23 protein-coding genes are annotated in these 23,348 nt (G+C 32.3%); all 23 read right to left on the bottom strand.

The genetic code is table 11. The annotated features are described in order from the left end of the window. Window positions 1-4 precede the first annotated feature (4 nt). On the bottom strand, window positions 5-364 hold the full coding sequence (gene spoVAE, locus ACWJJT_RS02010; RefSeq protein ID WP_462955870.1) for a stage V sporulation protein AE: 360 nt from the start codon (window positions 362-364) through the stop codon (window positions 5-7). After that, window positions 365-1,381, bottom strand: a complete 1,017-nt coding sequence (spoVAD, locus tag ACWJJT_RS02005) for a stage V sporulation protein AD (protein ID WP_462955869.1) — start codon at window positions 1,379-1,381, stop codon at window positions 365-367. Between the two features lie 6 nt (window positions 1,382-1,387). Continuing rightward, window positions 1,388-1,840 carry a stage V sporulation protein AC gene (gene spoVAC / locus ACWJJT_RS02000; RefSeq protein ID WP_165413397.1) on the bottom strand — a complete coding sequence of 151 codons (453 nt, stop codon included), beginning with the start codon at window positions 1,838-1,840 and terminating at the stop codon, window positions 1,388-1,390. A gap of 205 nt (window positions 1,841-2,045) precedes the next feature. Next, window positions 2,046-2,798 carry an RNA polymerase sporulation sigma factor SigF gene (sigF, locus tag ACWJJT_RS01995; RefSeq protein ID WP_462955868.1) on the bottom strand — a complete coding sequence of 251 codons (753 nt, stop codon included), beginning with the start codon at window positions 2,796-2,798 and terminating at the stop codon, window positions 2,046-2,048. A gap of 10 nt (window positions 2,799-2,808) precedes the next feature. Next, complete coding sequence (gene spoIIAB, locus ACWJJT_RS01990; RefSeq protein WP_462955867.1) at window positions 2,809-3,237, bottom strand: anti-sigma F factor; 429 nt, start codon at window positions 3,235-3,237, stop codon at window positions 2,809-2,811. A gap of 13 nt (window positions 3,238-3,250) precedes the next feature. Next, on the bottom strand, window positions 3,251-3,586 hold the full coding sequence (gene spoIIAA, locus ACWJJT_RS01985) for an anti-sigma F factor antagonist (protein WP_462955866.1): 336 nt from the start codon (window positions 3,584-3,586) through the stop codon (window positions 3,251-3,253). Window positions 3,587-3,835: 249 nt separating this feature from the next. Then, window positions 3,836-5,137 (bottom strand): acetyl-CoA hydrolase/transferase family protein, encoded by a 1,302-nt coding sequence (locus ACWJJT_RS01980; RefSeq protein ID WP_462955865.1) that lies wholly within the window; start codon window positions 5,135-5,137, stop codon window positions 3,836-3,838. 561 nt (window positions 5,138-5,698) lie between these two features. Continuing rightward, window positions 5,699-6,337, bottom strand: a complete 639-nt coding sequence (locus tag ACWJJT_RS01975) for a hypothetical protein (protein ID WP_462955864.1) — start codon at window positions 6,335-6,337, stop codon at window positions 5,699-5,701. After that, window positions 6,313-7,071 carry a hypothetical protein gene (locus ACWJJT_RS01970; RefSeq protein WP_462955863.1) on the bottom strand — a complete coding sequence of 253 codons (759 nt, stop codon included), beginning with the start codon at window positions 7,069-7,071 and terminating at the stop codon, window positions 6,313-6,315. The genes ACWJJT_RS01975 and ACWJJT_RS01970 overlap by 25 nt, the downstream gene beginning before the upstream one ends. A gap of 468 nt (window positions 7,072-7,539) precedes the next feature. Continuing rightward, window positions 7,540-8,178: a nitroreductase family protein gene (locus ACWJJT_RS01965; RefSeq protein WP_462955862.1), complete on the bottom strand. Its 639-nt coding sequence runs from the start codon at window positions 8,176-8,178 to the stop codon at window positions 7,540-7,542. Between the two features lie 72 nt (window positions 8,179-8,250). Continuing rightward, window positions 8,251-9,369 carry a 4-hydroxybutyrate dehydrogenase gene (locus ACWJJT_RS01960; protein WP_462955861.1) on the bottom strand — a complete coding sequence of 373 codons (1,119 nt, stop codon included), beginning with the start codon at window positions 9,367-9,369 and terminating at the stop codon, window positions 8,251-8,253. A gap of 71 nt (window positions 9,370-9,440) precedes the next feature. Continuing rightward, window positions 9,441-10,811, bottom strand: coding sequence for an aldehyde dehydrogenase family protein (locus tag ACWJJT_RS01955; protein ID WP_462955860.1), 1,371 nt, complete (start codon window positions 10,809-10,811; stop codon window positions 9,441-9,443). Window positions 10,812-10,911: 100 nt separating this feature from the next. Next, window positions 10,912-12,390 carry an acetyl-CoA hydrolase/transferase family protein gene (locus ACWJJT_RS01950; RefSeq protein ID WP_462956727.1) on the bottom strand — a complete coding sequence of 493 codons (1,479 nt, stop codon included), beginning with the start codon at window positions 12,388-12,390 and terminating at the stop codon, window positions 10,912-10,914. Window positions 12,391-12,471: 81 nt separating this feature from the next. Next, entirely contained in the window at window positions 12,472-13,389 is a 918-nt protein-coding gene (locus tag ACWJJT_RS01945) for a DMT family transporter (RefSeq protein ID WP_462955859.1), read from the bottom strand. 23 nt (window positions 13,390-13,412) lie between these two features. Further along, on the bottom strand, window positions 13,413-14,720 hold the full coding sequence (locus ACWJJT_RS01940) for an acetyl-CoA hydrolase/transferase family protein (RefSeq protein ID WP_462955858.1): 1,308 nt from the start codon (window positions 14,718-14,720) through the stop codon (window positions 13,413-13,415). Window positions 14,721-14,738: 18 nt separating this feature from the next. Next, entirely contained in the window at window positions 14,739-15,011 is a 273-nt protein-coding gene (locus ACWJJT_RS01935) for a hypothetical protein (protein ID WP_462955857.1), read from the bottom strand. Beyond that, entirely contained in the window at window positions 15,011-15,298 is a 288-nt protein-coding gene (locus ACWJJT_RS01930; RefSeq protein WP_462955856.1) for a NifU family protein, read from the bottom strand. Before ACWJJT_RS01930 ends, ACWJJT_RS01935 begins: the two co-directional genes overlap by 1 nt. 93 nt (window positions 15,299-15,391) lie before the next feature. Next, complete coding sequence (locus tag ACWJJT_RS01925) at window positions 15,392-16,846, bottom strand: 4-hydroxyphenylacetate 3-hydroxylase family protein (RefSeq protein ID WP_462955855.1); 1,455 nt, start codon at window positions 16,844-16,846, stop codon at window positions 15,392-15,394. A 330-nt stretch (window positions 16,847-17,176) separates the two neighbouring features. Beyond that, window positions 17,177-18,982 carry a sigma 54-interacting transcriptional regulator gene (locus tag ACWJJT_RS01920; RefSeq protein WP_462955854.1) on the bottom strand — a complete coding sequence of 602 codons (1,806 nt, stop codon included), beginning with the start codon at window positions 18,980-18,982 and terminating at the stop codon, window positions 17,177-17,179. A 157-nt stretch (window positions 18,983-19,139) separates the two neighbouring features. After that, window positions 19,140-19,550 carry a MaoC family dehydratase gene (locus tag ACWJJT_RS01915; RefSeq protein WP_462955853.1) on the bottom strand — a complete coding sequence of 137 codons (411 nt, stop codon included), beginning with the start codon at window positions 19,548-19,550 and terminating at the stop codon, window positions 19,140-19,142. 27 nt (window positions 19,551-19,577) lie between these two features. Further along, window positions 19,578-20,882 carry an acyl-CoA reductase gene (locus ACWJJT_RS01910; RefSeq protein ID WP_462955852.1) on the bottom strand — a complete coding sequence of 435 codons (1,305 nt, stop codon included), beginning with the start codon at window positions 20,880-20,882 and terminating at the stop codon, window positions 19,578-19,580. After that, the gene (locus ACWJJT_RS01905) at window positions 20,879-21,991 is read right to left on the bottom strand and encodes a LuxE/PaaK family acyltransferase (RefSeq protein ID WP_462955851.1); all 1,113 of its coding nucleotides are present in this window, start codon (window positions 21,989-21,991) and stop codon (window positions 20,879-20,881) included. Before ACWJJT_RS01905 ends, ACWJJT_RS01910 begins: the two co-directional genes overlap by 4 nt. Window positions 21,992-22,016: 25 nt before the next feature. Beyond that, window positions 22,017-23,336, bottom strand: coding sequence for an AMP-binding protein (locus ACWJJT_RS01900; protein ID WP_462956726.1), 1,320 nt, complete (start codon window positions 23,334-23,336; stop codon window positions 22,017-22,019). Window positions 23,337-23,348: the final 12 nt, after the last annotated feature.

Here is a 23,348-nt window from a genome sequence, read left to right as displayed (position 1 = left end):
TTTATTACCCTTTAGTTTTAGGATTGAATAACAACGCCATAATATATCCGAAGAAAATTGCAGCGGTAATACCGCCCGCAGTACCCTTTATACCTCCTGTAAATGCTCCTATAATACCAACTTCATCTACTTCCTTCATTACACTTTTAGCTAAACTACACCCAAACCCAGGAAGAGGTATACTTCCACCTGCTTTTCCATATTTTATCACCACATCATATATATTTAATGCACCTAATATTACACCAGCAGTTACAAATAAAACTAGTATTCTAGCTGGAGTTAATTTAGTAGTGTCCATAAGTATTTGACCTATTATACAAATTACCCCTCCAACTATAAAAGACATAATATAATTATTCATTTATTCACCCCCAAACTCTATTGAAACAGCATGAGCAATTCCTGGTATTGTTTCTCCTTGAAGCGGTGAAGTTGAACTTAAAAGTGCACCTGTGGAAACTAGTAGTATTCTTTTAAATTTTCCCTTTAGCATATTTTTTAGTAAGTACCCTGTTGCAACCACTGCAGAACATCCACAACCACTACCACCCGCATTAGTTCCTTGTGTCTGTGCATCGAAAATTTCCTCACCACAGTCAATGTAATGACCCTTCATATCGTACTTATATTCTAGTAGTAGTTTTTCTGTAAATTCTCTTCCTATAATGCCCAAATCTCCAGTAGCTATAATATCATAATCCGAAGGCTTTCGACCCGTGTCCATAAAATGTTGTTTAATAGTGTCTACAGCCGCTGGTGCCATTGCAACTCCCATATTATTCACATCAATTATTCCATAATCTTTGACCTTTCCAGTTGTAACATGAGTAACATATGGAAATTTACCTTTTTTACCTAAAATCATTGCTCCTGCACCTGTAACTGTCCATTGAGCTGTTGGAGCTCTCTGACTACCCATTTCCAGTGGCAATCTAAATTGCCTTTCAGCTGATGAGAAATGTGATGAAGTAGCTGCTACAACATAATTAGCCAGCCCACCCTCCATTATCATTGAGGCAACGCTTAGGGACTCTGCCATAGTTGAGCAAGCTCCATAAAGCCCCAGGAATGGTATATTCAAATCTCTAGCTGCAAAACATGAAGAAGATAACTGATTTAATAAATCACCTGCTAGTAGATAATTTATATCAACTTCTTTTAGTTTTGCTTTTTTTATGCCCTCTGATATAGCAGTATATAATAAACTAGTTTCAGCCTTTTCAAAACTTTCAGTTCCATTAAGATCATCTTCTAAAATTCGGTCAAAATACTCTTTTAATGGTCCCTGACCTTCCTTAGGCCCAACTATATTATATGTACTGATAATTCTAGGTTTACTTTCGATTTCTACTGTTTGAAGACCAATTCTTCTACCCATTTTAAATCACCACCTTAAAAAATAATATAAAATTCCTACAATTACAGATGAACCTATTCCATATACTAAAACGGGTCCTGCAATAGTAAACATTTTAGCTGCAACACCAAAAACAAAACCCTCTTTTTTAAATTCCATTGCTGGTGAAACGATTGAATTTGCAAACCCTGTGATTGGTACAACCGAACCTGCTCCTGCAAAATCACCTAGCTTATCATATACCCCTATGCCAGTAAGCACAGCTCCCAGAAAAACCATAACTATAGAAACATATGTCCCTACCTCATCTTTAGGAATACCAATTCCAGAAAAAATGTCACTGATAAATTGTCCTATTACACATATTAAGCCTCCAACCCAAAAAGCATTAAAGCAATGCAATCCTAAATTAGGTTTAGGGATGTTATTAGAATTAAGTTTATCAAATTTTTTTCGAATAGTTTTTTCTTCCACTTTCATGAAATGTCCTCCTTGTCGCTTTTAATAGTCACTATTAATCATTTATTATGTTGTATTATGCAAATATAATATGTTAATTCTTTATGTTAGTATTTACATTAATATTATTTTTAGTCAAAAAAATAAGACGAATTTATAGATAAGGAACTTCAAAATTTAAAATTGAAGTTCCTTATTTATATCTCATCTTATACACTCACTTTTATTAGCTCAACTTTTCCCTCATTATTTTTAAAACTTTTTTTTCTATTCTCGATACTTGTACCTGGCTAATTCCCATCATTTTTGCAACTTGAATTTGTGTATTATCTTTAAAATATCTGAGCATAATTATTTGCCTTGATTTTGCATCAAGTTTTCTAAGTGCTTCTTTAAGGGAAATCTTATCTAAAACCTGATTATCTTCTTCGTATTTTTCACTTAATTTATCTATTAATAGTACTGGGGCACCATCATCTTGGTGTATTGTATCAAATAAATACAGCATATTGCTAGCAGACTCTAATGCATATACTATATCCTCTTTTTCAATTTTTGAAAAAACCGATAGTTCGTCAATAGTAGGCTCCCTACCCAATTGTTTGGTTAGAGTATCTTTATCATAATGTAATTGTCTTGCAGTAATCTTAACGCTTCTACTTACTTTTATAATTCCATCATCTCTAAGAAATCTTTTGATTTCACCCATTATCATAGGTACAGCATATGTAGAAAATTTCACATTATACTTAGTATCAAAATTATTAATTGCCTTTACTAAGCCAATACATCCAATTTGAAATATATCATCATATTCATATCCCCTATTAAGAAATTTTTTACTTATTGATGAAACTAATGGTAAATTCATTTCCACCAACGCATCTAATGCACCCGGTTCTTTATTTCTAGCCAATTGAATAAGTTGCATATTATCTTCATAAGTATAGTTTTCTTTTCTTACTATTTTTTGATCCATAATATTCCACCTAACCTAAAGGATTAAATATTTTTTTCATTATTATACTTGTTCCCCTACCTTTATCAGACTTTACTTCTAAACTGTCCATAAAAGTCTCCATTACAGTAAAACCCATACCTGACCTCTCTAAATCTGGGCGGGAAGTGTATAATGGTTGCCTAGCGAGTTCTAAATTGTCAATTCCTTTTCCTACATCTTCTATTATCACGGTTAGTTCGGTTCCATTAATAATAGCTTCTATATTAATCATTTCCTCTTCATTATCATATCCATGAATAATTGCATTAGTAACTGCTTCTGATACCGCTGTTTTAACATCGGTAATTTCTTCAATTGTAGGATCTAATTGTGAAGCGAATGCTGCTACTGCTACTCTTGCAAAACTTTCATTCTGCGATTTACTTAAAAATTCAATTTTAATTCTATTGTAACACATACTAATCCCCCCACTAAATGTTGTTTACAGCTTGTTCAACGTCATCATATGACATAATAATCTTAAACATTCCTGACAATTCGAATACTCTTTTTACTGAAGATTTAATATTAGTTACGCATACTTTCCCATTTCTCATATGTAACTTTTTGTATCTTCCAATGACCACACCAATACCGGAGCTGTCCATGAACGTCACATCTTTGAAATCCATAATTAATTTATTGTAACTATCTCGTTCTAAACGATCATCTATAATGTTCCTTACTTCTTCAGCACTATGATGGTCTAGTTCTCCAAACATGTAAACTATCAATTTGTCCTCGCTATTTTCAAAATTTAAATGCATTTTCTTCCCCCCAAATCATTTTAAATTAAAACATTTTTTCAATATTATCTAAATAATGTACCTTTATTCTATATTCTATAACTTACATGATTTTCCTTCTTTTTTTATGTAATATTTTTTCATTTTTTTGTGTTATATCCATTTTCATTAGATACTACAGTAAAATATGAAAATAAAAAGAAGCAGGATGACTAAATACAAAGTCACTGCTTCTTTTTACTATAACTTTAGCTTTTATTATTTATTTTACTAAAACTTACAGTTAAATCTTTTTTCCCATTCCTTAATAAGTGAAGGTCTAAAGTCTGGATGAGCAATATTTATGAGCGACCTCGCTCTATCTCTTAATGTTTTACCTTTTAGCTCCGCAATACCATATTCAGTAATTACGTATTGTATTTCGTTTCTCAAAGTTGTAACCGCTGCTCCTTCATCAAGCAAAGGCGTAATTCTTGAAATCTTTCCTTTGCTTGCTGTAGAAGGCATTGCAATGATAGATATACCGTCCTTTGCCATACTTGCACCTCTAATAAAGTCAACCTGTCCACCTGTCCCACTAAACTGAGTTAATCCAATAGTTTCTGCATTTACCTGTCCCATTAAATCTACTTGAATAGCAGAATTTATACAAACCATTTTACTGTTTTTTGCAATTATAGCCGGATCATTTACATAATCTACAGAATACATTTCAACCATTGGATTATTATCAACAAAATCATAAAGTCTTTTAGTTCCCATAAGGAAAGTTACTACTATTTTCCCTGGATGAAGTGTCTTAGCGTTATTTGTTATAACTCCCGTTTCAACAAGTTCAACTACTCCGTCTGAAATCATTTCCGAATGTATACCTAAGTCTTTTTTATCCTTTAAAAACAAAAGTACTGCATCCGGAATAGCCCCTATTCCAAGTTGAAGTGTGGAACCATCCTCAACTAAAGAAGCACAATGCTCTCCAATAGCTTTCTCAATATCTCCAATTTTAGGAGGATTAAGCTCTATTATTTGATGACTTACTTCTACAATATAATCAATATCAGAAATATGTATAAAAGAGTCTCCCATAGTTCTTGGCATTTTATTATTTACTTCTGCAATTACCATTTTTGCACATTCCGTTGCAGTCTTAGTATAATCAACAGATACACCAAAACTACAATAACCGTGCTCATCTGGTGCTGAAACTTGAACAATTGCCACATCTACTGGTAGATAACCCTTCTTAAATAGCTCAGGTATCTTAGAAAAAAAACAAGGTGTAAAGTCTGCTCTTCCATCTCTAATAGCCTCTCTTGTAGGAGCACCTGCAAATAAAGCATTGTGCTTGAAATGTTTTTCCATTCCAGTGTTAGTATACTCGGCTTTTCCCATAGGAACCATGTGTGCAATTTCAACATTTTCATAAGCCTTACAATTAGCTACCATCGCAGCTATACTCTCTGTTGGCTCTCCACAAGCATGTCCTGTCACTACCCTGTTTCCAGACTTTATTTTCCCAGCCGCTTGCTGCGCCGTAATCACCTTTGATTTATAAATCTCTTCTAAGTTCATACCAATCACTCTCCTAAATTATAAATTTTTTTTTTACTATATATTAAATATTTTAATATCATAGTTTCATTTCCAAGGAAACGTTGTCATAAATAAGATTATAATATTTCTTAAAATTTGTATTAGCACATTTTTGCTAGCATTTCAACAGATTATTGTGATTTTTTTCACAAATGTTAGAAAGTAAATTTACAGAAATTTATAAACTCCTGCATAATATATATACTAATAATTATTGTTCTTCTTCCTGCATTTCTTCAACTTGTTCATTTTCACATCATACTAATTGGCTTCTCTTTCCACTTATTGTTCTTTTAGTATACACTAATTCTCTTAACTTGTATACCTAAATAAAGTTCTTCTATTATATATATAACCATATTTTCCATGTATTTATTAAAGTCATTGCTTTGAAAATTCATAAATCTTATTAGCCTTTTTATTTTGTACAAAACTTAACAAAATAAAAAAGGTACTAAGACATGAAAATAAATAGAAGCAGGATAATTAAGTGTAAAATCACCTCGCTTCTATTCCTTTTATTCAAAGTCTTTCTCTTGCTTATGCCTCCATCTCTTCATTTTCAAACAGCATAACATCAAATTTTGGTTTATTTCCTGATTGAATGATTATACAAAGTACAATGCCTGCTGCTAATCCCCAAGCTGCCCCTCTTGTTGCAACTACAGCAGCCATAACACCTGCAATACCTAGGTCATTTGCTGTACGTGACTTCAAAACTCCTACCCTTATTGAAACATACCCTTGTATTAGCATTGTAGATGCTAGTGCAATTCCTAAGATAGGTTTGCATAGGGAAACTATTGGTAAGAGTAAATATCCAGTAAGCGTACCGAATCTAAAGGAACCCGCTCCACCAAATATCGACTCCATAGATTCCTTGCCATGCTTATATCTTTCACAAATAACAACTTGCATTGCTGCCCATAGTGGTCCACACATTGTAAGATCTGGTCCTATTACAGACATTAGCATGTTACGAAGACCAAATATTATGTGAGATCTATTCGAATTATAATCTATAAGTTCATCTGGACGATCCTTCTTACAGTCTCCTATTAACGCTTGAGATTGTATCATATCACCAAATAAAACTATATATGCAGAAATAACCATTGGTAGAGCATTAATAAACATTTTAACTGGAGGAAACCCTATATCTTTAGAAAAAAAGTCCATTGTGTCCATAAAACTCCAAAAGCTGGTTTTGTTATACCCCATTCTACCTTAGGCCAAGCTGTTTCCCCAACTATAGGCGCAAATATTATCGCAAGTGCTATAATAGGTAGTATGCCTAAATTAGATATTGCTTTTAAAATTTTGTTTTTATTGCTAATACTTTTAAAATGATTTGAAAATAAAAGGTAGAAACCTAACCCTACGCAAACAACAATAGAAATAGGAAATTGATCAAAACGAGCACCTTTTACAAATATAATATTTACAGCTGCAATACCAGCTCCAATTATAATTCCGGACTGCATAGCATTAGGAACAATGTGAACTATCTTCTTGCCAAGTCCTGTAGCACCTAAGAATAATGCTAAAGCTCCTAGACTCATTTCAAATGCTATTAATGCTTGTATTCTTTCAGGTCCTATGGCATAATCACTTACATAAAGAATGAGAAGTGGAATGGCTGGTGTAACCCACCCAGGCACAACTGGATCCCCTAAAAATACATGTGCACAATAAAATATACCATTTAACACAACAACCGCCATTGCTACTTCAAAAGGCATTCCTAAAAATTCCTGAAGCATTGGAATAGCTCCAAGACAGACCGCACACATCAATAATCCCTGAATATAATCTGCCATTTGAAACTTATAGTGAATTCCAGGTATTCTTATTTTAAAAGGACCTGCCGGTATATATGGTTGTTCTTTCACAAACTCTTTTTTAATAGACATAAGTTAACCTCCGATTTTATTTCTTACCACTTATTCTGCCATAATGACCTTTGATTTATAAATATCTTCTAAGTTCATACCTATTACTATCTTAAATTATATTTTTTTGTTTTGACTATATTATCTTATTTAATATATCCTTCACTTAGTGAGAAATCGTTACCAAAGCCACTGTCATTTTAATATGTCTGCATGCATTTTTCTTAGTATTTCAATGAATTATTGTGATAATTTTCACATATATTGGCAAAAAAATTTATAAATTCCTATAAAATACATATATCTTACTATTTAGTATATACTAAGTATCTTAACTTGTATACCTAAAAGAAATTCTGCAATCTCATATAAAAAAACGGGACCCAAGAACATGAAAATAAATAGAATCAAGATAATTAAATACAAAATCACCCTGCTTCTATTCATTAATTTATAGTAAAAATCTTTGGTATAATCAATAAGAATTATTTAGAGTATAACTGTAATAACTTCATCTACAGGCTTTCTACGAGGACTTTTATTTTCCTCTTCTAATGGTAATCCAATAGGAGTTAATGCCATTAATGAATACCCTTCTTTTTTAAAATTAAGCACTTCTCCAATTTCTTTTGCAGCATAATTGGGACCTGTCATCCAGCATGTGCCATAGCCAAGACTCGCTGCTGCAAGTAATAAGTTTTCCATTGCGGCCGATGCTCCCTGTATTCCTGGAGCAGTATTAAAAAGTTCTTGTATATCATCTGCGCTTTCATTAATGGCCTTAAATTCTTCAAATCCTGTTGGTTTATAATTTCCAGCATATACTAGAATTAAGCAAGGAGCATTCCTAAATGCAATGTGGTATTTTAAAGATTTAGTGAAAATTGCCTTAATATTTTCATCTACAATTTTAGATGCTATTTCTGAATTTTTATCTTCCACGACTTTTACAATTTCATTTATCTTTTCTTTATTTATAATTATTACAAAGTGCCAATTCTGAACATTTTTACCCGATGGAGCGTGAATAGCCGCTTTAATAATCTCCTCTAAATCAATCATAGGAATAACTTCGTCCTTAAATTTTCGTATACTGTGTCTTTTATAAATAAAATCTAAATTGGACATGCGATACCTCCTAATTTTATATTGTATATCATATACTATAAAGAGAGAGGTTTAACCCTCTCTCCTTATATTTTAATACAAATTCTTATAAATGTCTCTAATTTCATCTCTGCTTAAAGGAACATAATTATTAGCTAAAAGTCTTGCCTGACCTACAATAACGCTATCCGCAAAGCCTTCAATATCTTCTACCTTCATACCATAGTCTTTCAAAGGTTTTCTAGTTAATAATATATCAAGCACGCTGGCAAGTGCTGCAAATACATCATCTTCACCATTTACATTTAAAATATCTGCAAGTATTTTTTTAATATCTTTAATTTTACCATTTGGATTTTTCTTATTATAAGTTCTAAATACTTCAACAAACATCTGGTAGTTTGCTTCTCCATGAGGAACGTGGTAAGTTCCACCAAGTGGATAAGAAAGTGCATGAACAGCACCAACTCCTGTGTTTCCAAAAGCAATACCAGCATAGTTACTACCTATTACAAAATCTTCAATTATTTCTTTTCTATATTCTTCACCTTTTTCAATTATTTGAACGTATCCTTTTAAAATCAATTCCATTGCCTTAACACTAAATAATTCTGTGTATGGATTAGATTTTGGAGATACATAGGACTCAATAGCATGAATCAACGCATCAATTGAACTAGCAACAAAAAATCTGTATGGTAGTCCTTTAACTAGTTCTGGAATAAGTACTGCATGATCAGCTAATAATTCATCTGTAGCAAGGCCCATTTTTGTATGTTTAGCTTTAATTTCAGCTATAGATAAATTTGTAACTTCTGAACCCGTTCCAGCAGTTGTAGGAACTATTATAAGCTCTTTATCCTTTATAAGTGGAACTTTTTTCTCAAATAAATCTAATGCTGTATTATCACCTTTTATTACAAGAAGTTTTGCTATGTCAATAACACTACCGCCACCAACAGCAAAAATTCTTTTAAAACTTTTCCCCTTAATAGTAGCGAGAACTGCATCAATTATTTCATCTGAAGGTTCTCCAACTCCATATTTTTCTAGGAAAACTACTTCAGCGTTAAGATTTAGGCTTCCGAAAAAAGGATTATATATAAATTCATTTGATAAGACAAAATCTCCTTCACCGATATTAAAGGTTTCTGCAAATTCTTTTGCTGTATCGAACTTATGAATTTGTGACTTAATTGAAAATAATTTCATTATTTTACCTCCTATTTAATTTAATTTAGGAAATTAGGTTTCAACATAAATTGAAACCTAATAACTGTATATTATTTTGACCAAATTTCCTCTATAGTTGGAACCTTAGCATCCTTATTGAAATATCCTATTCTTGATATGTTTATTAAGTGGTAATACGTAAAGTTTTCAGATATTGAATTATTTCCCCAAGATCCACAACCAAGAGTTGTAGATGGATTGAATCCATTATTGAAACTTCCACCCGCTCCTGTTGATGATGTTTGATTAACAACTAATCTACTTATAGGTAATTCTTTTCCTGCATATTCAATATGAGTATTATCATTTGAATGAACCGCTGTAGTATGACCTGCGCCTTCATATAAAAGGTTAGTTTTAGCTAGTTCTACTGCTTCTTCAAAAGTATTGTAAGTCATTGTGATCATAAATGGGAACATTTTTTCCTTGTTAAGTACATCTAGTGATCCTATTCCTTTAGTTTTTAGTATAACTACTTTAGTATCTTCAGGAACCACAACTCCTGCCATATCAGCAATAAATTGAACTGATTGACCAACGAGTTTACCATTTATACTTCCACCTGGGAACATAACCTTTCTAAACTTATCAATTGTTGCTTCATCTTCAATGTAGTATGCACCATTATCAACAAATGCCTTCATTATTTCAGAATGTTTTTCAACTGGCGCAATAATTGATTGTTCTCCGGAACAGATGATACCATTATCAAATTTTCTTCCTGCTATAATATCTTTAGCCGCTTTATCAAAATCATAATCCCTATCAATAATAACTTGAACATTTCCTGCTCCTACTCCGAATGCTGGTTTTCCGCTTGCATAAGCAGCTCTTACCATTCCCATTCCGCCAGTAGCTACAACTGTATCAGCAGCTGCCATTAATTCTCCAGTTAATTCAACAGATGGTTCTGATATTATTTGAATTAAGTTTTCTGGTGCTCCTAGTTTCCTTAATTCATCATTCATTAGTTTAACAGCATGTGCTGAGCAATCCTTAGATCTTGGGTGTGGAGCAACAATAATTGCATTTCTTCCTTTTAATGCAAACATAGCATTACACATAGGTGTAACTATTGGATTTGTAGTTGGGGTAATAGAAGCTATAACTCCCTTTGGCTTAGCTACTAGTACTATTCCTTCTTTTCCTTCTTCTGCTCCAATGATATCTACAGATTTTTTACCTTTTAAACTGTTCCATATAGTCTTTGACTTACCCATGTTCTTAGCTACCTTATCTTCATAAACTCCCATTCTTGTTTCAGTTACCGCTTCTTTTGCAAGTATTTCAGCATTATCAAATATAACCTTACCAATAACTCTAACTAAATCATCCACCTGTTCTTGATTATAATTTGCAATACCTGCTTGAGCTGTCCTTGCCTTAATCATCATTTCATTTATATATGCCTTGTTATCCATTTTATCTTCCTCCTATTTGTTTTATATTGTTTTATATATTTATATATTTTTTTATATTAACTTACTATTAGATTATCATATTATTTAACGAAAATACATTTTATAATTCTTTATTCATCTTCATTGTACCTGTTTCCATAAACCTTACATGCCAGGATAGCGCATCGCATAACACATGAGGAGTATGCTTTCCAGCACAACATTCTGCTTTCTCCAAGTATTCCAAAAGTTGTGGCCTATAGTCAGGATGAGCACAATTATTAATAATCGCAACTGCCCTTTCCTTTGGGCTCTTACCTCTTAAATCTGCGGTGCCTTGTTCAGTAACAATTACCATAACATTGTGTTCTGTATGATCTACATGCGAAACTATTGGAACTATTGAAGATATATCTCCACCCTTGGCTATAGATTCTGTTGTAAATATGGTTAAAGAAGCATTCCCTGCAAAATCTCCAGAGCCACCTATTCCATTCATCATCTTTGTGCCCATAACATGAGTTGAATTAACATTACCATATATATCAACCTCTAAAGCTGTATTCATAGCAATAACTCCAAGTCTTCGAATAACTTCTGGATTATTACTTATTTCCTGAGGCCTCAATACAATTTTATCTTTTAAACTGCCAACGTCACGTCTAAAAGCTTCCATTCCAGTTGGTGAAGGGCTTAATGCTGTAGCTGAAACCATTTCTGCTTTGCCACATCTTATAAGATCAAGCATAGAATCCTGTATTACCTCTGTATAGCAAGTAAGCTTTTTCAAATTAGTTTGACAAAGTCCTGCAAGCACTGCATTCGCTACATTCCCAACTCCTGATTGCAAAGGTAATAAATTTTCTGGGAGCCTTCCTTCTTTAACTTCATTTTCAAGAAAATTTATTAAGTTTTTTGAAATTGCTTTAGAAGTTTCATCAATAGGTTTTAACGCCCTTGTTTTATCAGATGTATTTGTCATCACAACTGCAGCAATTTTTTCAAGTTTACAAGGTATATAAGTTGTTCCAATCCTATCTCCCGGATGTGTTATTGGAATTGGCTTCCTGAAGGGAGGATTTTCTAACGTATAAATATCCGCAATACCTTCTAATGACAATGGCTGATTTTCATTAACTTCAATAATAACCATATCTGCATTTTCCACATAAGTAGCTGCATTCCCCACTGCTGTTGTAGGGATTATGTTGCCGTCTTCTGTAATTGCCAAAGCTTCTATAATTGCAACATTAACTTTAGGTAAAAATCTATAATTTACAAATTGAGGCATACAGCTTAAATTCATATCAATATACTCTGTAAGCCCTTTATTAATGCAGTTTCTTAAATTACTATTAGTTTGATAGGGCATTCTTTTTGAAATTATACCTGCTTCAGTCCAAGCTCCATCTATTTCTGCACCAACAGAAGCACCTGTATATAATGTGAGTTTCATTTTTTCACCTGTACTTTTAACTCTTTGCGCAAGAGCTAAAGGAACATCCTTAGGATAACCTGATGGAGTAAACCCGCTTACTCCAACTACCATTCCATCTTTTATTAGATCCGCTGCTTCCTGCGCAGAAACTACTTTTTTCATAATTTCTTGATTTCTTATTCTTGCATTTTCCAAAATTACACCTCCACTTTATATTAAATGTAAAAGATTATCTTAAAGTATTTAGTTTGTAACTACTTGAGAAATCTCTGCAGCTCGCTTAGATTTAAATGCAATATACGAACTCACAATAATAAATCCAATTCCTACAACTACATTTAATTCAAGCTTCTCTCCAAGTATCATTATAGCGAGCATAGTAGCTAAAGCAGGCTTTATTAAAAATACTAAGGATGCTGTAACTGCCGATGTTAACCTTATTGCTCCAAGGTAGAATACATATCCAAGCGCCTTTATAAATAGGCCCATGTACACGAGTACTAAACCTGCATTACCATCAATTCCTTTGAATATAGGTCTTCCTGTAGCTAAAAGAATTATTAATACAAAGAATGCTCCAATATAGAATGCTATACAGTTAAATACATAACCACCGTATTGACTTATTCTAATTTTGCTAATTACTGTAAATAGCGACCAGGCTATAGCTGCACCTAATGCAAGTGTTATTCCTAACAAATTAGAAGATTCACCATTCATTCCTGCTACCATTTTTACTGGGTTGAAAATTATAATAACACCTAAAATACCTACCAAAAGAGATATTAATGTTGCTTTATTAATCTTTTCTTTTAAAATTAAATAAGCAAAGGGTACTGTAAATATTGCATTTGAACTAAATATAACCGCTGAAGTTGAAGCTAGAGTATATTTACCTGCAAATGATAACAGCGCCATTGAAATGGGTATACACAGTGCACCATTTAATGCAAAGTAGCCAACATCATTTATACCAAGCTTTAACTTCTTAGCTTTAATGTCTTTTAATGCAAATGGAGTTAATAGTATTGCGCCTATTGTGAATATTAGAAATGTAATTTGAAATGAATCCATCCCATTTTTAACTAGCATTTTATTTGCAATTTCCTGAGTGCTGTATAGTAGAGCAGTTAGAATAATATACACATAACCTTTCCTCATTTGTTTCCCCCTATATTTTGCATTTAATTTTGGAATTTGGCTTTAAATCTCTTTTCCCATTCTTGAATAAGTGAAGGTCTAAAGTCTGGATGAGAAATATTTATAAGAGACCTTGCTCTTTCTCTTAATGTTTTACCTTTTAGCTCTGCAATACCATACTCAGTAACTACGTATTGCACTTCGTTTCTCAAAGTTGTAACCGCTGCTCCTTCATCAAGCATTGGTTTAATTCTGGAAATTTTTCCTTTGCTTGCTGTAGATGGCATGGCAATAATAGATTTTCCATTCTTTGCCATAGCTGCACCTCTAATAAAATCAACTTGTCCACCAGTTCCACTAAACTGAGTTAATCCTATAGTCTCTGCATTGACCTGTCCCATAAGATCTACTTGAATAGCTGAATTTATACAAACCATTTTATTATTTTTTGAAATTATAACTGGATCATTTACATAATCTACAGAATACATTTCAACCATTGGATTATTATCAACAAAGTCATAAAGTCTTTTGGTTCCCATAAGGAAAGTTACTACTATTTTCCCTGGATGAATTGTTTTAGCCTTATTTGTTACAACTCCTGTTTCAACAAGTTCAACTACTCCGTCTGAAATCATTTCCGAATGTATGCCTAGGTCTTTTTTGTCCTTTAAAAATAAAAGTACTGCATCTGGAATAGCTCCTATTCCAAGTTGAAGTGTGGAACCATCTTCAACTAAGGAGGCACAATTCTCTCCAATAGCTTTCTCAACATCTCCTATTTCAGGAGGCTTAAGCTCTATTATTTGATGACTTACTTCTACGATATAATCAATTTCAGAAATATGTATAAAAGAATCTCCCATAGTTCTTGGCATTTTATTATTTACTTCTGCAATTACCACTTTTGCACATTCTGCTGCAGACCTTGTGTAGTCAACAGATACGCCAAAACTACAATAACCGTGCTCATCTGGTGCTGAAACTTGAATAATTGCCACATCTACTAGTAGATAACCATTTTTAAATAGCTCAGGTACCTTCGAAAAAAAACATGGTGTAAAATCTGCTCTTCCTGAGCTTACTGACTCCCTTGTAGTTCCTCCTACAAATAGTGAGTTATGTCTAAAATGTTTTTCCATGCCTGGCTTTGCATATTCACTTTTACTCATTGCCACCATGTGTACGATTTCAACATTTTCATAAGCCTTACTATTAGCTACCATTGCAGCTATAACTTCTGTTGGCTCTCCACAAGCATGTCCTGTAACTACCCTATTTCCAGACTTTATTTTCCCTGCCGCTTGCTCCACCGTAATAACCTTTGATTTATAAATTTCTTCTAAGTTCATAATTATCACTCTCCTCAATTACAAAACTTTGATTTTGTCTATAATATTAATTAATTTGCTGTTATCGTTTTCACAAGTTATACATACTTTTTCATATTTAGCTTCAAGATTTTGGTGACTCGCACAAGCACTGGTACATCCACATAAAATAACAACCACATCATAAATAATCCCTTGTTTTGCCGTTTCAATACTGTGCGCTTTGCCAATATATTTCTTTAATCTTGACACTACCCCTGGCCTATCATAAGTTGGATTACATCCTCCACAATATTTAATACCAATTTTCATTATTTCCCTCTATTACCCTTACTTAAAAATTTTCTAGCTTGTTCTAATAACTCTTCGCTTACTTCATTTTTAAGTATTACCTTTTTAATGCTAGGAATTGCTTCTTTAAGTGCAACTTCAACCACATCTTCAATGGTATATTTTGCAGATAAACATCCCTTACATTGCCCCAAAAGCTTAACTTCAACTATTCCATCGTCGAAGCTAACAAGTTCAATATTTCCATAGTGATCTTTTAGCTTTGGTCTGACATTCATCTCAAGGATTTTTTCAATTTCAGCAAACATTACGTCACTCCATTCTTTTAAATATATGCGGGGTGGGCTACCCCTTATATATTTAAGGTTTTAATATTATGAAAAATGTATTTAATCAATAATTTATTCTTTTATTCTAGCTATCACTTTTGCTAATGATTTTTTATGAGCTAAATTGCTTTGTCTTGCTATCATTATTCTTTGAGCCTGTGGTGAGCCTGCACCATGCATTGATTCTGTTCTATAACCAACTGCTGCGGTTCCAAGTGCTAAGTTTTCTATTAATCTTAATATTCTCATTCTATTTTCAGTTGAAACAGATGCAACACCTTTTAAGTATTTTTCAAGATAAGGTCCGGTTATTGGATCTTTGAAATCTTTATCTGCAGGCATAGTTACCATTAATCCTCCAGCGATATCTTCAGCAAGTCTTACTATTTCATATGGGAATCTTGTAATATTTTGCTTACATACATTAGCAAGTAATAAATCTATTATATAATTACCTGATTCAGTTTTATGACCTTCTGCAGAACATGCTATTCCACAAGCATATAGTGTTTCATTTAGGTGAGTCATTTCTATTAATTTATCTTTAATATGTGATACTCTATTAGTTCCATTATAATCTGCTGCAAGTGCCGTAGCGCCAATAAGCACATCACCTACACCAACTTTACATCCGCCATAACTTTGTCTATGGTATCCTGCAAATCTTTCAACAAGCATACCTGCAAATTCTGTTTCTCCATTTAAGAATATTCGTTCATTTGGTACGAATACATCATCAAATATAGTTAAAGCCTCTACTCCACCATAATTATAATTTCCAACATCGATATCTGCGCCTTCTTCACTTTTTCTTGTATCGCAGGATTGACGTCCAAGAATCATAATAATGCCTTCTGTGTTTGTTGGCACTGAAAATGATACTGCATAGTCCTTATCCTCTGGTCTCATAGCAATAGTTGGCATAACCAAAACTTCGTGAGAATTACATATACCAGTTTGATGAGCCTTTGCCCCTCTGACTACAATACCATCAGGTCTTCTTTCAACTACCCTAAGATACATATCTGGATCTTCTTGTTTTGATATTGATAGACCTCTATCTCCTTTTGGATCTGTCATTGCTCCATCTACTATTAAATCATTTTCGTGAATATATTTTAAAAACTTTTTAAATCTTTCATGGTACTCTGTTCCATAAGCTTTATCTATTTCATAAGTAGTACTATATTCAGAGTTAAATGCATCCATGCCAACACATCTTTGGAAGCATGAAGCGGTTTTTTGCCCACATAATCTTTGCATTTTAACTTTTTTAACCAGATCCTCTGTGCTTTGATGTATATTAGCAAATCTGTTAATTTTTTCACCTGTAACTATTGAAGTAGATGTCAATAAATCTTCATATTCAGGCATTTGTGCCAAATCATAAGTCATTTTAACTGAGTTCATTGAAGGCCTAATTATAGGGTTATCTACTACATTTTCTACTTTTTCTCCAAACATATAAACTTTTAAATTCAATTCTCTAAGACTTTCTACGTATTGTTCGCCAGTCATTAATCCCATTAAAACCATTCCCTTCACATGTGTATTTTATGTAACTTTACGTTTACATATGTAGCAATACCTGTGCCAAAGTTACAAATATGTGATATGTTTTCTTAAATACTATTATATTAATGTATTTTAACGAATTATTGTGATTGTTTTCACAGATATATTTATAAAAAAAATAATATATCTGTGAAAACAATCACAAATATTTTATTTTTTATAAATATCTGTTGCATAAAGGCAACAGATATTAGAAACTAAACCTACAGAATTCAATAAACTCGTGCATAATATATGAGATTTAGAAGGTAATTACTTGTTCTTGCATTTTTGCAACACGTTTCATTTTTGCAACGCTTCTTTTCCAAAATATTTTTTACGCTTTCTAACAAAAGTTGAGGCATCAATTCCAAGTATTTTTGCAGCACCCCTGACATTACCAGCATTATCAAACGCTTGGCTAATAAGTTTAGCTTCAACTTTTCCAACTGCCTCTTTTAAATTACATGCATCCCCGCATCCAATATTTCTCTCCATAACATTCGAAGAGGTTTTGATTGACAAATCACTTTGGAATATTTTATCACTACTACTCATAACTATAACCCTTTCTACAATATTTTTAAGTTCACGGACATTACCCGGCCAACTGTAATTATAAAGTGTATTCATCGCCTCAATCGTGAAAGTTTTCTCAAAGTTATATTTTTTATTTAATTGAGATAAGAAATGTTGGACTAAAGGAACAATATCTTCTTTCCTATCTCTTAATGGTGGGATAGTAAGAGGGACCACATTTAAACGATAATATAAATCTGATCTAAAGGACTTCTCTTTAGTCATATCTTCTAAGTTCCTATTAGTAGCTGCTAAAACTCTTACATCAATTTTAATTGATTTAACCGACCCAACCCTTTCCACTTCGCCCTCTTGAAGTACATTAAGTAGCTTAACTTGTATATTTAAAGGAAGTTCTCCAATTTCATCTAAAAAAACTGTACCTCCATCTGCTACTTCAAAAAGTCCCATTTTGCCTTCCTTATTAGCCCCCGTGAACGCACCTTTTACATATCCGAAGAGCTCAGATTCTATAAGATTTTGAGGGATTGCTCCACAATTAATTTTTATAAAATTTTTATCCTGTCTCGTACTATTTTTATGTAAAAACTTAGCGATTTCTTCCTTTCCAACTCCAGTTTCTCCTAATATTAAAACAGTAGTATCCACACTAGCTACTCTTTTAGCAACCTCCAATAAATCTATCATTGCTTTATCTTTAGCGACCATATCTGACAAATTTAAATATTGAATTCTCATAGTTTCTATCTCTGAATAATATTTTTCTGTAAGCTTCCTATTTTTAGTTAGCTGTTCTTCTAATTCGTATAATTCCGTTATATCTCGTACATTTGTAACCACCATGCTTATATTGCCCTTATCATCAAATATAGGGTTACTAGAAACCAATACTTTTTTACCAGTACTAAATTCTTGCTCAATGGTATTAGATTTCCTATTTTTTAATACCATAAGCGTAGCTGATTTAGATATGTATCCCTCTTTTTCAAGTTCATACATATTCCTATTAATCATACCTTTTCTTTGTATACCTGTTATGGTTTCATAAGATTTATTAATCTTTAACGTATTAGCTTTACCATCGGTTATGTAAATACCATCAAACGACGATTCAATAATTGCATCTAATTCTGTGCAATTAAGGTTTGAATTGCCACATTCATTAATGCAATTTAATCTTTGTTTTAGCTCACTTATTTTTTCTGATTGATTATCAAAACCTCGCTTTAACATATTATTCACACTAAAACAGCCAACAAATTTACCAACTGAATTTTCAACTCCCAAATAACTTTCCTTCGCATCAACATAATCCTGTATTTTATCATCCTCATTGATAATATTTTCTTTACCACGTGAAAGATATTTAATACATATATTAGGGCTTGTACCCTCAATAAAATTCCTAATTATGTCATTCTTAGTTATAATACCAACCAAAATTTCTTTTTCATCTAATATAGGTATAACTTCAACTTCATTATTACTAAATAACTGCGACGCCTCATAAAAAGTATTATTTTCTTTAAGTATGAAATCACATTTTATCATAACATCCCTTACTTTCATAAAAACACCTCTCAATCTATAAAAAATTAAGCTATTCATTATTTATAGATTACATAGCTTAATTTTATTATATCAGAAAAAGCATAATTTAATGTGACTATTCAACTACTGTTTTAAGTAAAACGTATATATATTATGCCATTTTCTCAATTATCGATTATCTTAATACTAAAACCTCAGCTTTTCCCTTTATAACTATTTCATCTTGTTCATTTAGACAAAATGTGTCAAGTGATAGTATTTTCTTTTTTTCATTTATTTCAGTTATAATAGCCTTCGCTTTGATTGTATCCCCAATTCTTACTGGTTTTAAAAACTCAAAGCTCTGCCTTAAATATATATTACCGCCTCCAGGTAATTTTGTTCCAAGCAAAGCTGAAATCATTCCTCCAACTAATTGTCCATGAACAATTCTACCCTTAAAAAATGATTTTTTAGCTTTTTCCTCATCCATATGCACATAATTATAATCTCCAGTAATTCTTGCATAAGATTCTACTTCAGCTTCTGTAAATCTCTTTATATACTCCTCGCTTTGACCTACATAAAAACTTTTAATATCTGCCATTTTGTCCCCCCCATTGCAAAATAGTATTTAAATCATTCCCTTTATATTAATAGAGCACCACCTAACTAATTCGCTTATTATTAAACTTCCATCCCATGGAGAATCATAGAAATTCATGTATCCAATTTTCACAACTCTATCTACTCCAAAAGTCGTCACTCTATCTGCAAACTCTAAAGTCTTATTACTATTCTTTGAGGCTATCCCAATGGTTTGTATGTTTTTAGTAATTAAAGGACATACATCCAATATATCCTCCACCTCTTTTATAAATATAGTTCGTCCTGTAATTGCTTCTTCAAGCTTTACTTCACTATCAATTAGTATTGTATATTGTAGTCCCTTACTCATATAAGTAAGCTTATTGATACTTAGTAGATATTCACCTCTTTTATTAATTATTTTAGCAGCTATAGCTTCCTCTAAATCTAAATTAGTATATCTTTTAGTAATCTTCTCAAATTTCCGACTTAATATTTTCGCTATTTCTTCTACAGTTAGTTTACTTTTCTCTAAAAACAATACCTGAGGTGAAGAACATGATTTTTGATTAAATGCAATTATATCTGTAACCAGATTTTCTAAGTATTCTTCAAAGTCATCACTTTCAATCGCTGATCTATCAAAAACTGCAAAAGAATACTTAGGCCCAAAAATTAAATCCTTACAAGTAGTTTTTTTAGGTAAAAGAGAAATATCATCTACTGCTGTTTTATTACCCCAAACTATTCGTGCATCGGCTTTTAAAGACATTTGAGAATTAAGATACTTATCGCCACTATTAAAATAAACAAGGGCAATATTTTTCAATATAATCTTAGAAGAATAAGTTTCTCCGCCATACCCAACCTCAATATTGTCCAAAAGTTTTAAAAGTTCATATACTGTACTAACACTTTCTTTAGATACTCTTAGGATATTACTATTTTTGCATATTATACTCTGAATCACTGAATAGATAGCTAGGGTAGGTACATTCCCAGCCATCCAATGACACACTAAACCCTTTGGCTGTGCTTTGATGTATTTTTCATTCTCTACCTGCACAAAATTATTTAGATATTCAATATCTGATAAGTTAATTTTTAACTGTTTTTCCATATTTATCTTCTTTAAATAAAAACATAAGAACGGAACCCCTTCCATTCTTAATATTTCTCTGTTTATTGCAATTCTCTTGCTATATTCATTTATAATAAGTATTATAACTTGCACTGGAAATTCATGAAGTTTATTGAAATTCTTATTTAAGCAAGTTTCTATTTCATGAAAGTCCTCAAATTTTAGTCCCTTCTCATAAAACTCTCCATTTAGCTCGTAACAATTTATCATTTACCTACCTCCCTTTCTGCAAATGTATCTCCACAGCCTCTAATTTCAGCCTTGTCTACTCGTGACTTAAATCTAAAATACTTGCCTCGTCTACCACAAGGGCAATCATCCACGCCTATAAATTTTCCAATATCCTCAGTAAGAATAGCCTGCGATGGATAGCTAGAGCCCAAAACACTCATAACCTCTATAAGCCCTTCTTCACCAAAATTCACTTCTTCTAAAGTCTGTATATCCCTTATAATAACCTCTGCAAAATTTGGTACATGCTTATGCCCACACTGGCAATCAATAAAAACTACTCCTAACTGTTCCACCATTCCATAAAAATCTATAATATTATCTTTACTTGTGTTAAATATCTGCGCAGCAGTCTCTGAAAACACTTCCTTTTCCACCTTTTCAGAAATAAGTTTTTTCCAACCTCCGCTATGTAACAGCTTTAACTTTGGCATGTCTAATTTTATTCCTTCCTGCTTTAATACTTTAAAAAATTTCGACCACACTATATAAGTAAATCCATAAACTAAAACTTCCTCATCTTTATATTTTCTTTCAAAGTCGCGAAGCCTATCTATATTTAATTTAAGTTCCCCTTCTTCTTTATCCATAATATAAAACATCTTGCTCGCAAAAGTGCTTACCCCTCTAATAGCAGCACCACGTGCAGTCATTCCATTCCCTCTTTTATTACTGTCTGCGTTATCTATAATAAGCATTGGTCTTCGCATTCTTCCTAAAAAACTTGTTAACGTACTTATTAAAGCTTGCGTTTGCCTTATTGAAGTCTTTTTATCTAAATATATTTTACTAGGAATTCCTGTGGTGGTAGCACTAGATTGTAACACCCTAACTACTTGCTCCTCCTTACATATTCTGAGATGGAAAGATTTAAACATATTTACAGGGATATATGGTACCTGTTCTAACGTTTTAATTTTATTAATGTCTACATTTAATTTATTATACATAGCTTTTATACTTAAATTTTCCTTATTGTATTCTAATTGAGGTAATATAATATTTAAAAGCAACTTTTCCTTTTTTTTCAGCTCTATATTAAACTGCGCTCCAAGCACTAGTTCATCTATTAATTCTAAATCCTCCACTTACTTCACCCTCTTACTATTTCATTTACTTAAGCTCCTTGAGCTTTTTTATTAAAATTTTACCAGAAGAATTTTTGGGAAGTTCTTTTAAAAACTCTATATACCTTGGAGTTTTATATGACGGTAACTGATTTTTACAAAAGTCTAAAATATATTTAAAATCCATATAATGGTTATATTCTGCTAATACTACAAAGGCTTTTATTGATTCTCCTAAAATATCATCTTCTACTCCAATAACTGCACATTCCACTACCTCTGTAATTTGTAATATTATGTCTTCTATTTCCTTAGGGCTTATTCTAATCCCACCACTTTTAATAATATTTTTTTCTCTTGAAACTATATATATATACCCGTCATCATCAACTTTTGCTATATCCCCCGTGTACAAGTATCCTTTCTTTAGAACTTTATCCGTTTCTTCCTTATCATTAAAATATCCCTTCATTATGTTTCCACCCTTGGCAACAACCTCACCCATTTCCCCAGATTTCACTCGCTTTCCTTCACTATTTAAAACCAAAAGCTCCGTTCCTTTAATTCCACGTCCTATGGAATTCATCTTTTCATTAATTAAATATGACGGTAAATATGATAACCTTGCCGTAGCCTCAGTCTGACCATACATTATAAAAATTTCTACTCCTTTGAGAATACCTATAAGCTGTTTAATAAAATTCTCTGAGAGCTTTCCCCCAGCTTGAGTTATGTACCTTAAGGTTGGAAGTTTAGTATTCTTTATATCAGTCATTCTAAGCAGTATTTGATAAGTGCTAGGGACCCCTGAAAAACCTGTGCAACTATAGTTATTTATATCCTCAACAACTGTTTGCGGAAACATAAATTTATTGTTAATTACAAGGCTTCCCCCTACCCTAAAGTGTGTATGCAAAATTGAAGTCCCATAGCAATAATAAAAAGGAAGTACTGTTTCCACTCTATCTCGCTCTGTAAGTTTCAGGTATTCTATTATAGAATTTGTATTATACATGAGATTATAATGAGTAAGCATTACCCCTTTAGGATTTCCTGTGGAACCAGAAGTAAAAAGTATTACAGCCACATCTTCTTGTATATCTATATCCTCACTATAATTGTTTTCATGTGCATAAGTAAAATTACATTCAATGATATCTGTATAAATTTCAACGTCTTCACGAACCAATTGCTTTATTTTTTCAATAAATTTATTTTGAGTGAAAATCAGCTTAATATCTAGAGAGTCTACAATATACTTTATCTCATTGCTACTTAAAGCTGGGTTAATAGGAACACAAATAGCTCCACTTTTAATTATTCCAAAATAATTTTCAATGAAAAAATTAGAATTTTCTGAAACCAGAAGTATAGCATC

The organism is Clostridium sp. CM041 (assembly GCF_055081035.1).
The sequence above is the reverse complement of the archived record's forward strand: the minus strand, read 5'-3'. Positions and strand labels throughout refer to the sequence as shown.

Coding starts and splice junctions, on each gene's coding strand:
- ACWJJT_RS01950 (WP_462956727.1), bottom strand. CDS start 12,390: ATGAAAAAAGTAGTTTCTGCGCAGGAAGCAGCGGATCTAATAAAAGAT.
- ACWJJT_RS01970 (WP_462955863.1), bottom strand. CDS start 7,071: ATGTCTATTAAAAAAGAGTTTGTGAAAGAACAACCATATATACCGGCA.
- ACWJJT_RS01940 (WP_462955858.1), bottom strand. CDS start 14,720: ATGAACTTAGAAGAAATTTATAAATCAAAGGTTATTACGGTGGAGCAA.
- ACWJJT_RS01915 (WP_462955853.1), bottom strand. CDS start 19,550: ATGGCAGATATTAAAAGTTTTTATGTAGGTCAAAGCGAGGAGTATATA.
- spoVAE (WP_462955870.1), bottom strand. CDS start 364: ATGAATAATTATATTATGTCTTTTATAGTTGGAGGGGTAATTTGTATA.
- ACWJJT_RS01975 (WP_462955864.1), bottom strand. CDS start 6,337: ATGGACTTTTTTTCTAAAGATATAGGGTTTCCTCCAGTTAAAATGTTT.
- sigF (WP_462955868.1), bottom strand. CDS start 2,798: ATGGATCAAAAAATAGTAAGAAAAGAAAACTATACTTATGAAGATAAT.
- ACWJJT_RS01960 (WP_462955861.1), bottom strand. CDS start 9,369: ATGAAATTATTTTCAATTAAGTCACAAATTCATAAGTTCGATACAGCA.
- spoVAC (WP_165413397.1), bottom strand. CDS start 1,840: ATGAAAGTGGAAGAAAAAACTATTCGAAAAAAATTTGATAAACTTAAT.
- spoIIAB (WP_462955867.1), bottom strand. CDS start 3,237: ATGTGTTACAATAGAATTAAAATTGAATTTTTAAGTAAATCGCAGAAT.
- ACWJJT_RS01910 (WP_462955852.1), bottom strand. CDS start 20,882: ATGATAAATTGTTACGAGCTAAATGGAGAGTTTTATGAGAAGGGACTA.
- ACWJJT_RS01945 (WP_462955859.1), bottom strand. CDS start 13,389: ATGAGGAAAGGTTATGTGTATATTATTCTAACTGCTCTACTATACAGC.
- ACWJJT_RS01920 (WP_462955854.1), bottom strand. CDS start 18,982: ATGAAAGTAAGGGATGTTATGATAAAATGTGATTTCATACTTAAAGAA.
- ACWJJT_RS01980 (WP_462955865.1), bottom strand. CDS start 5,137: ATGAACTTAGAAGAGATTTATAAATCAAAGGTGATTACGGCGCAGCAA.
- ACWJJT_RS01955 (WP_462955860.1), bottom strand. CDS start 10,811: ATGGATAACAAGGCATATATAAATGAAATGATGATTAAGGCAAGGACA.
- spoVAD (WP_462955869.1), bottom strand. CDS start 1,381: ATGGGTAGAAGAATTGGTCTTCAAACAGTAGAAATCGAAAGTAAACCT.
- ACWJJT_RS01930 (WP_462955856.1), bottom strand. CDS start 15,298: ATGTTTGCTGAAATTGAAAAAATCCTTGAGATGAATGTCAGACCAAAG.
- ACWJJT_RS01935 (WP_462955857.1), bottom strand. CDS start 15,011: ATGAAAATTGGTATTAAATATTGTGGAGGATGTAATCCAACTTATGAT.
- spoIIAA (WP_462955866.1), bottom strand. CDS start 3,586: ATGCATTTAAATTTTGAAAATAGCGAGGACAAATTGATAGTTTACATG.
- ACWJJT_RS01965 (WP_462955862.1), bottom strand. CDS start 8,178: ATGTCCAATTTAGATTTTATTTATAAAAGACACAGTATACGAAAATTT.
- ACWJJT_RS01925 (WP_462955855.1), bottom strand. CDS start 16,846: ATGGGATTAATGACTGGCGAACAATACGTAGAAAGTCTTAGAGAATTG.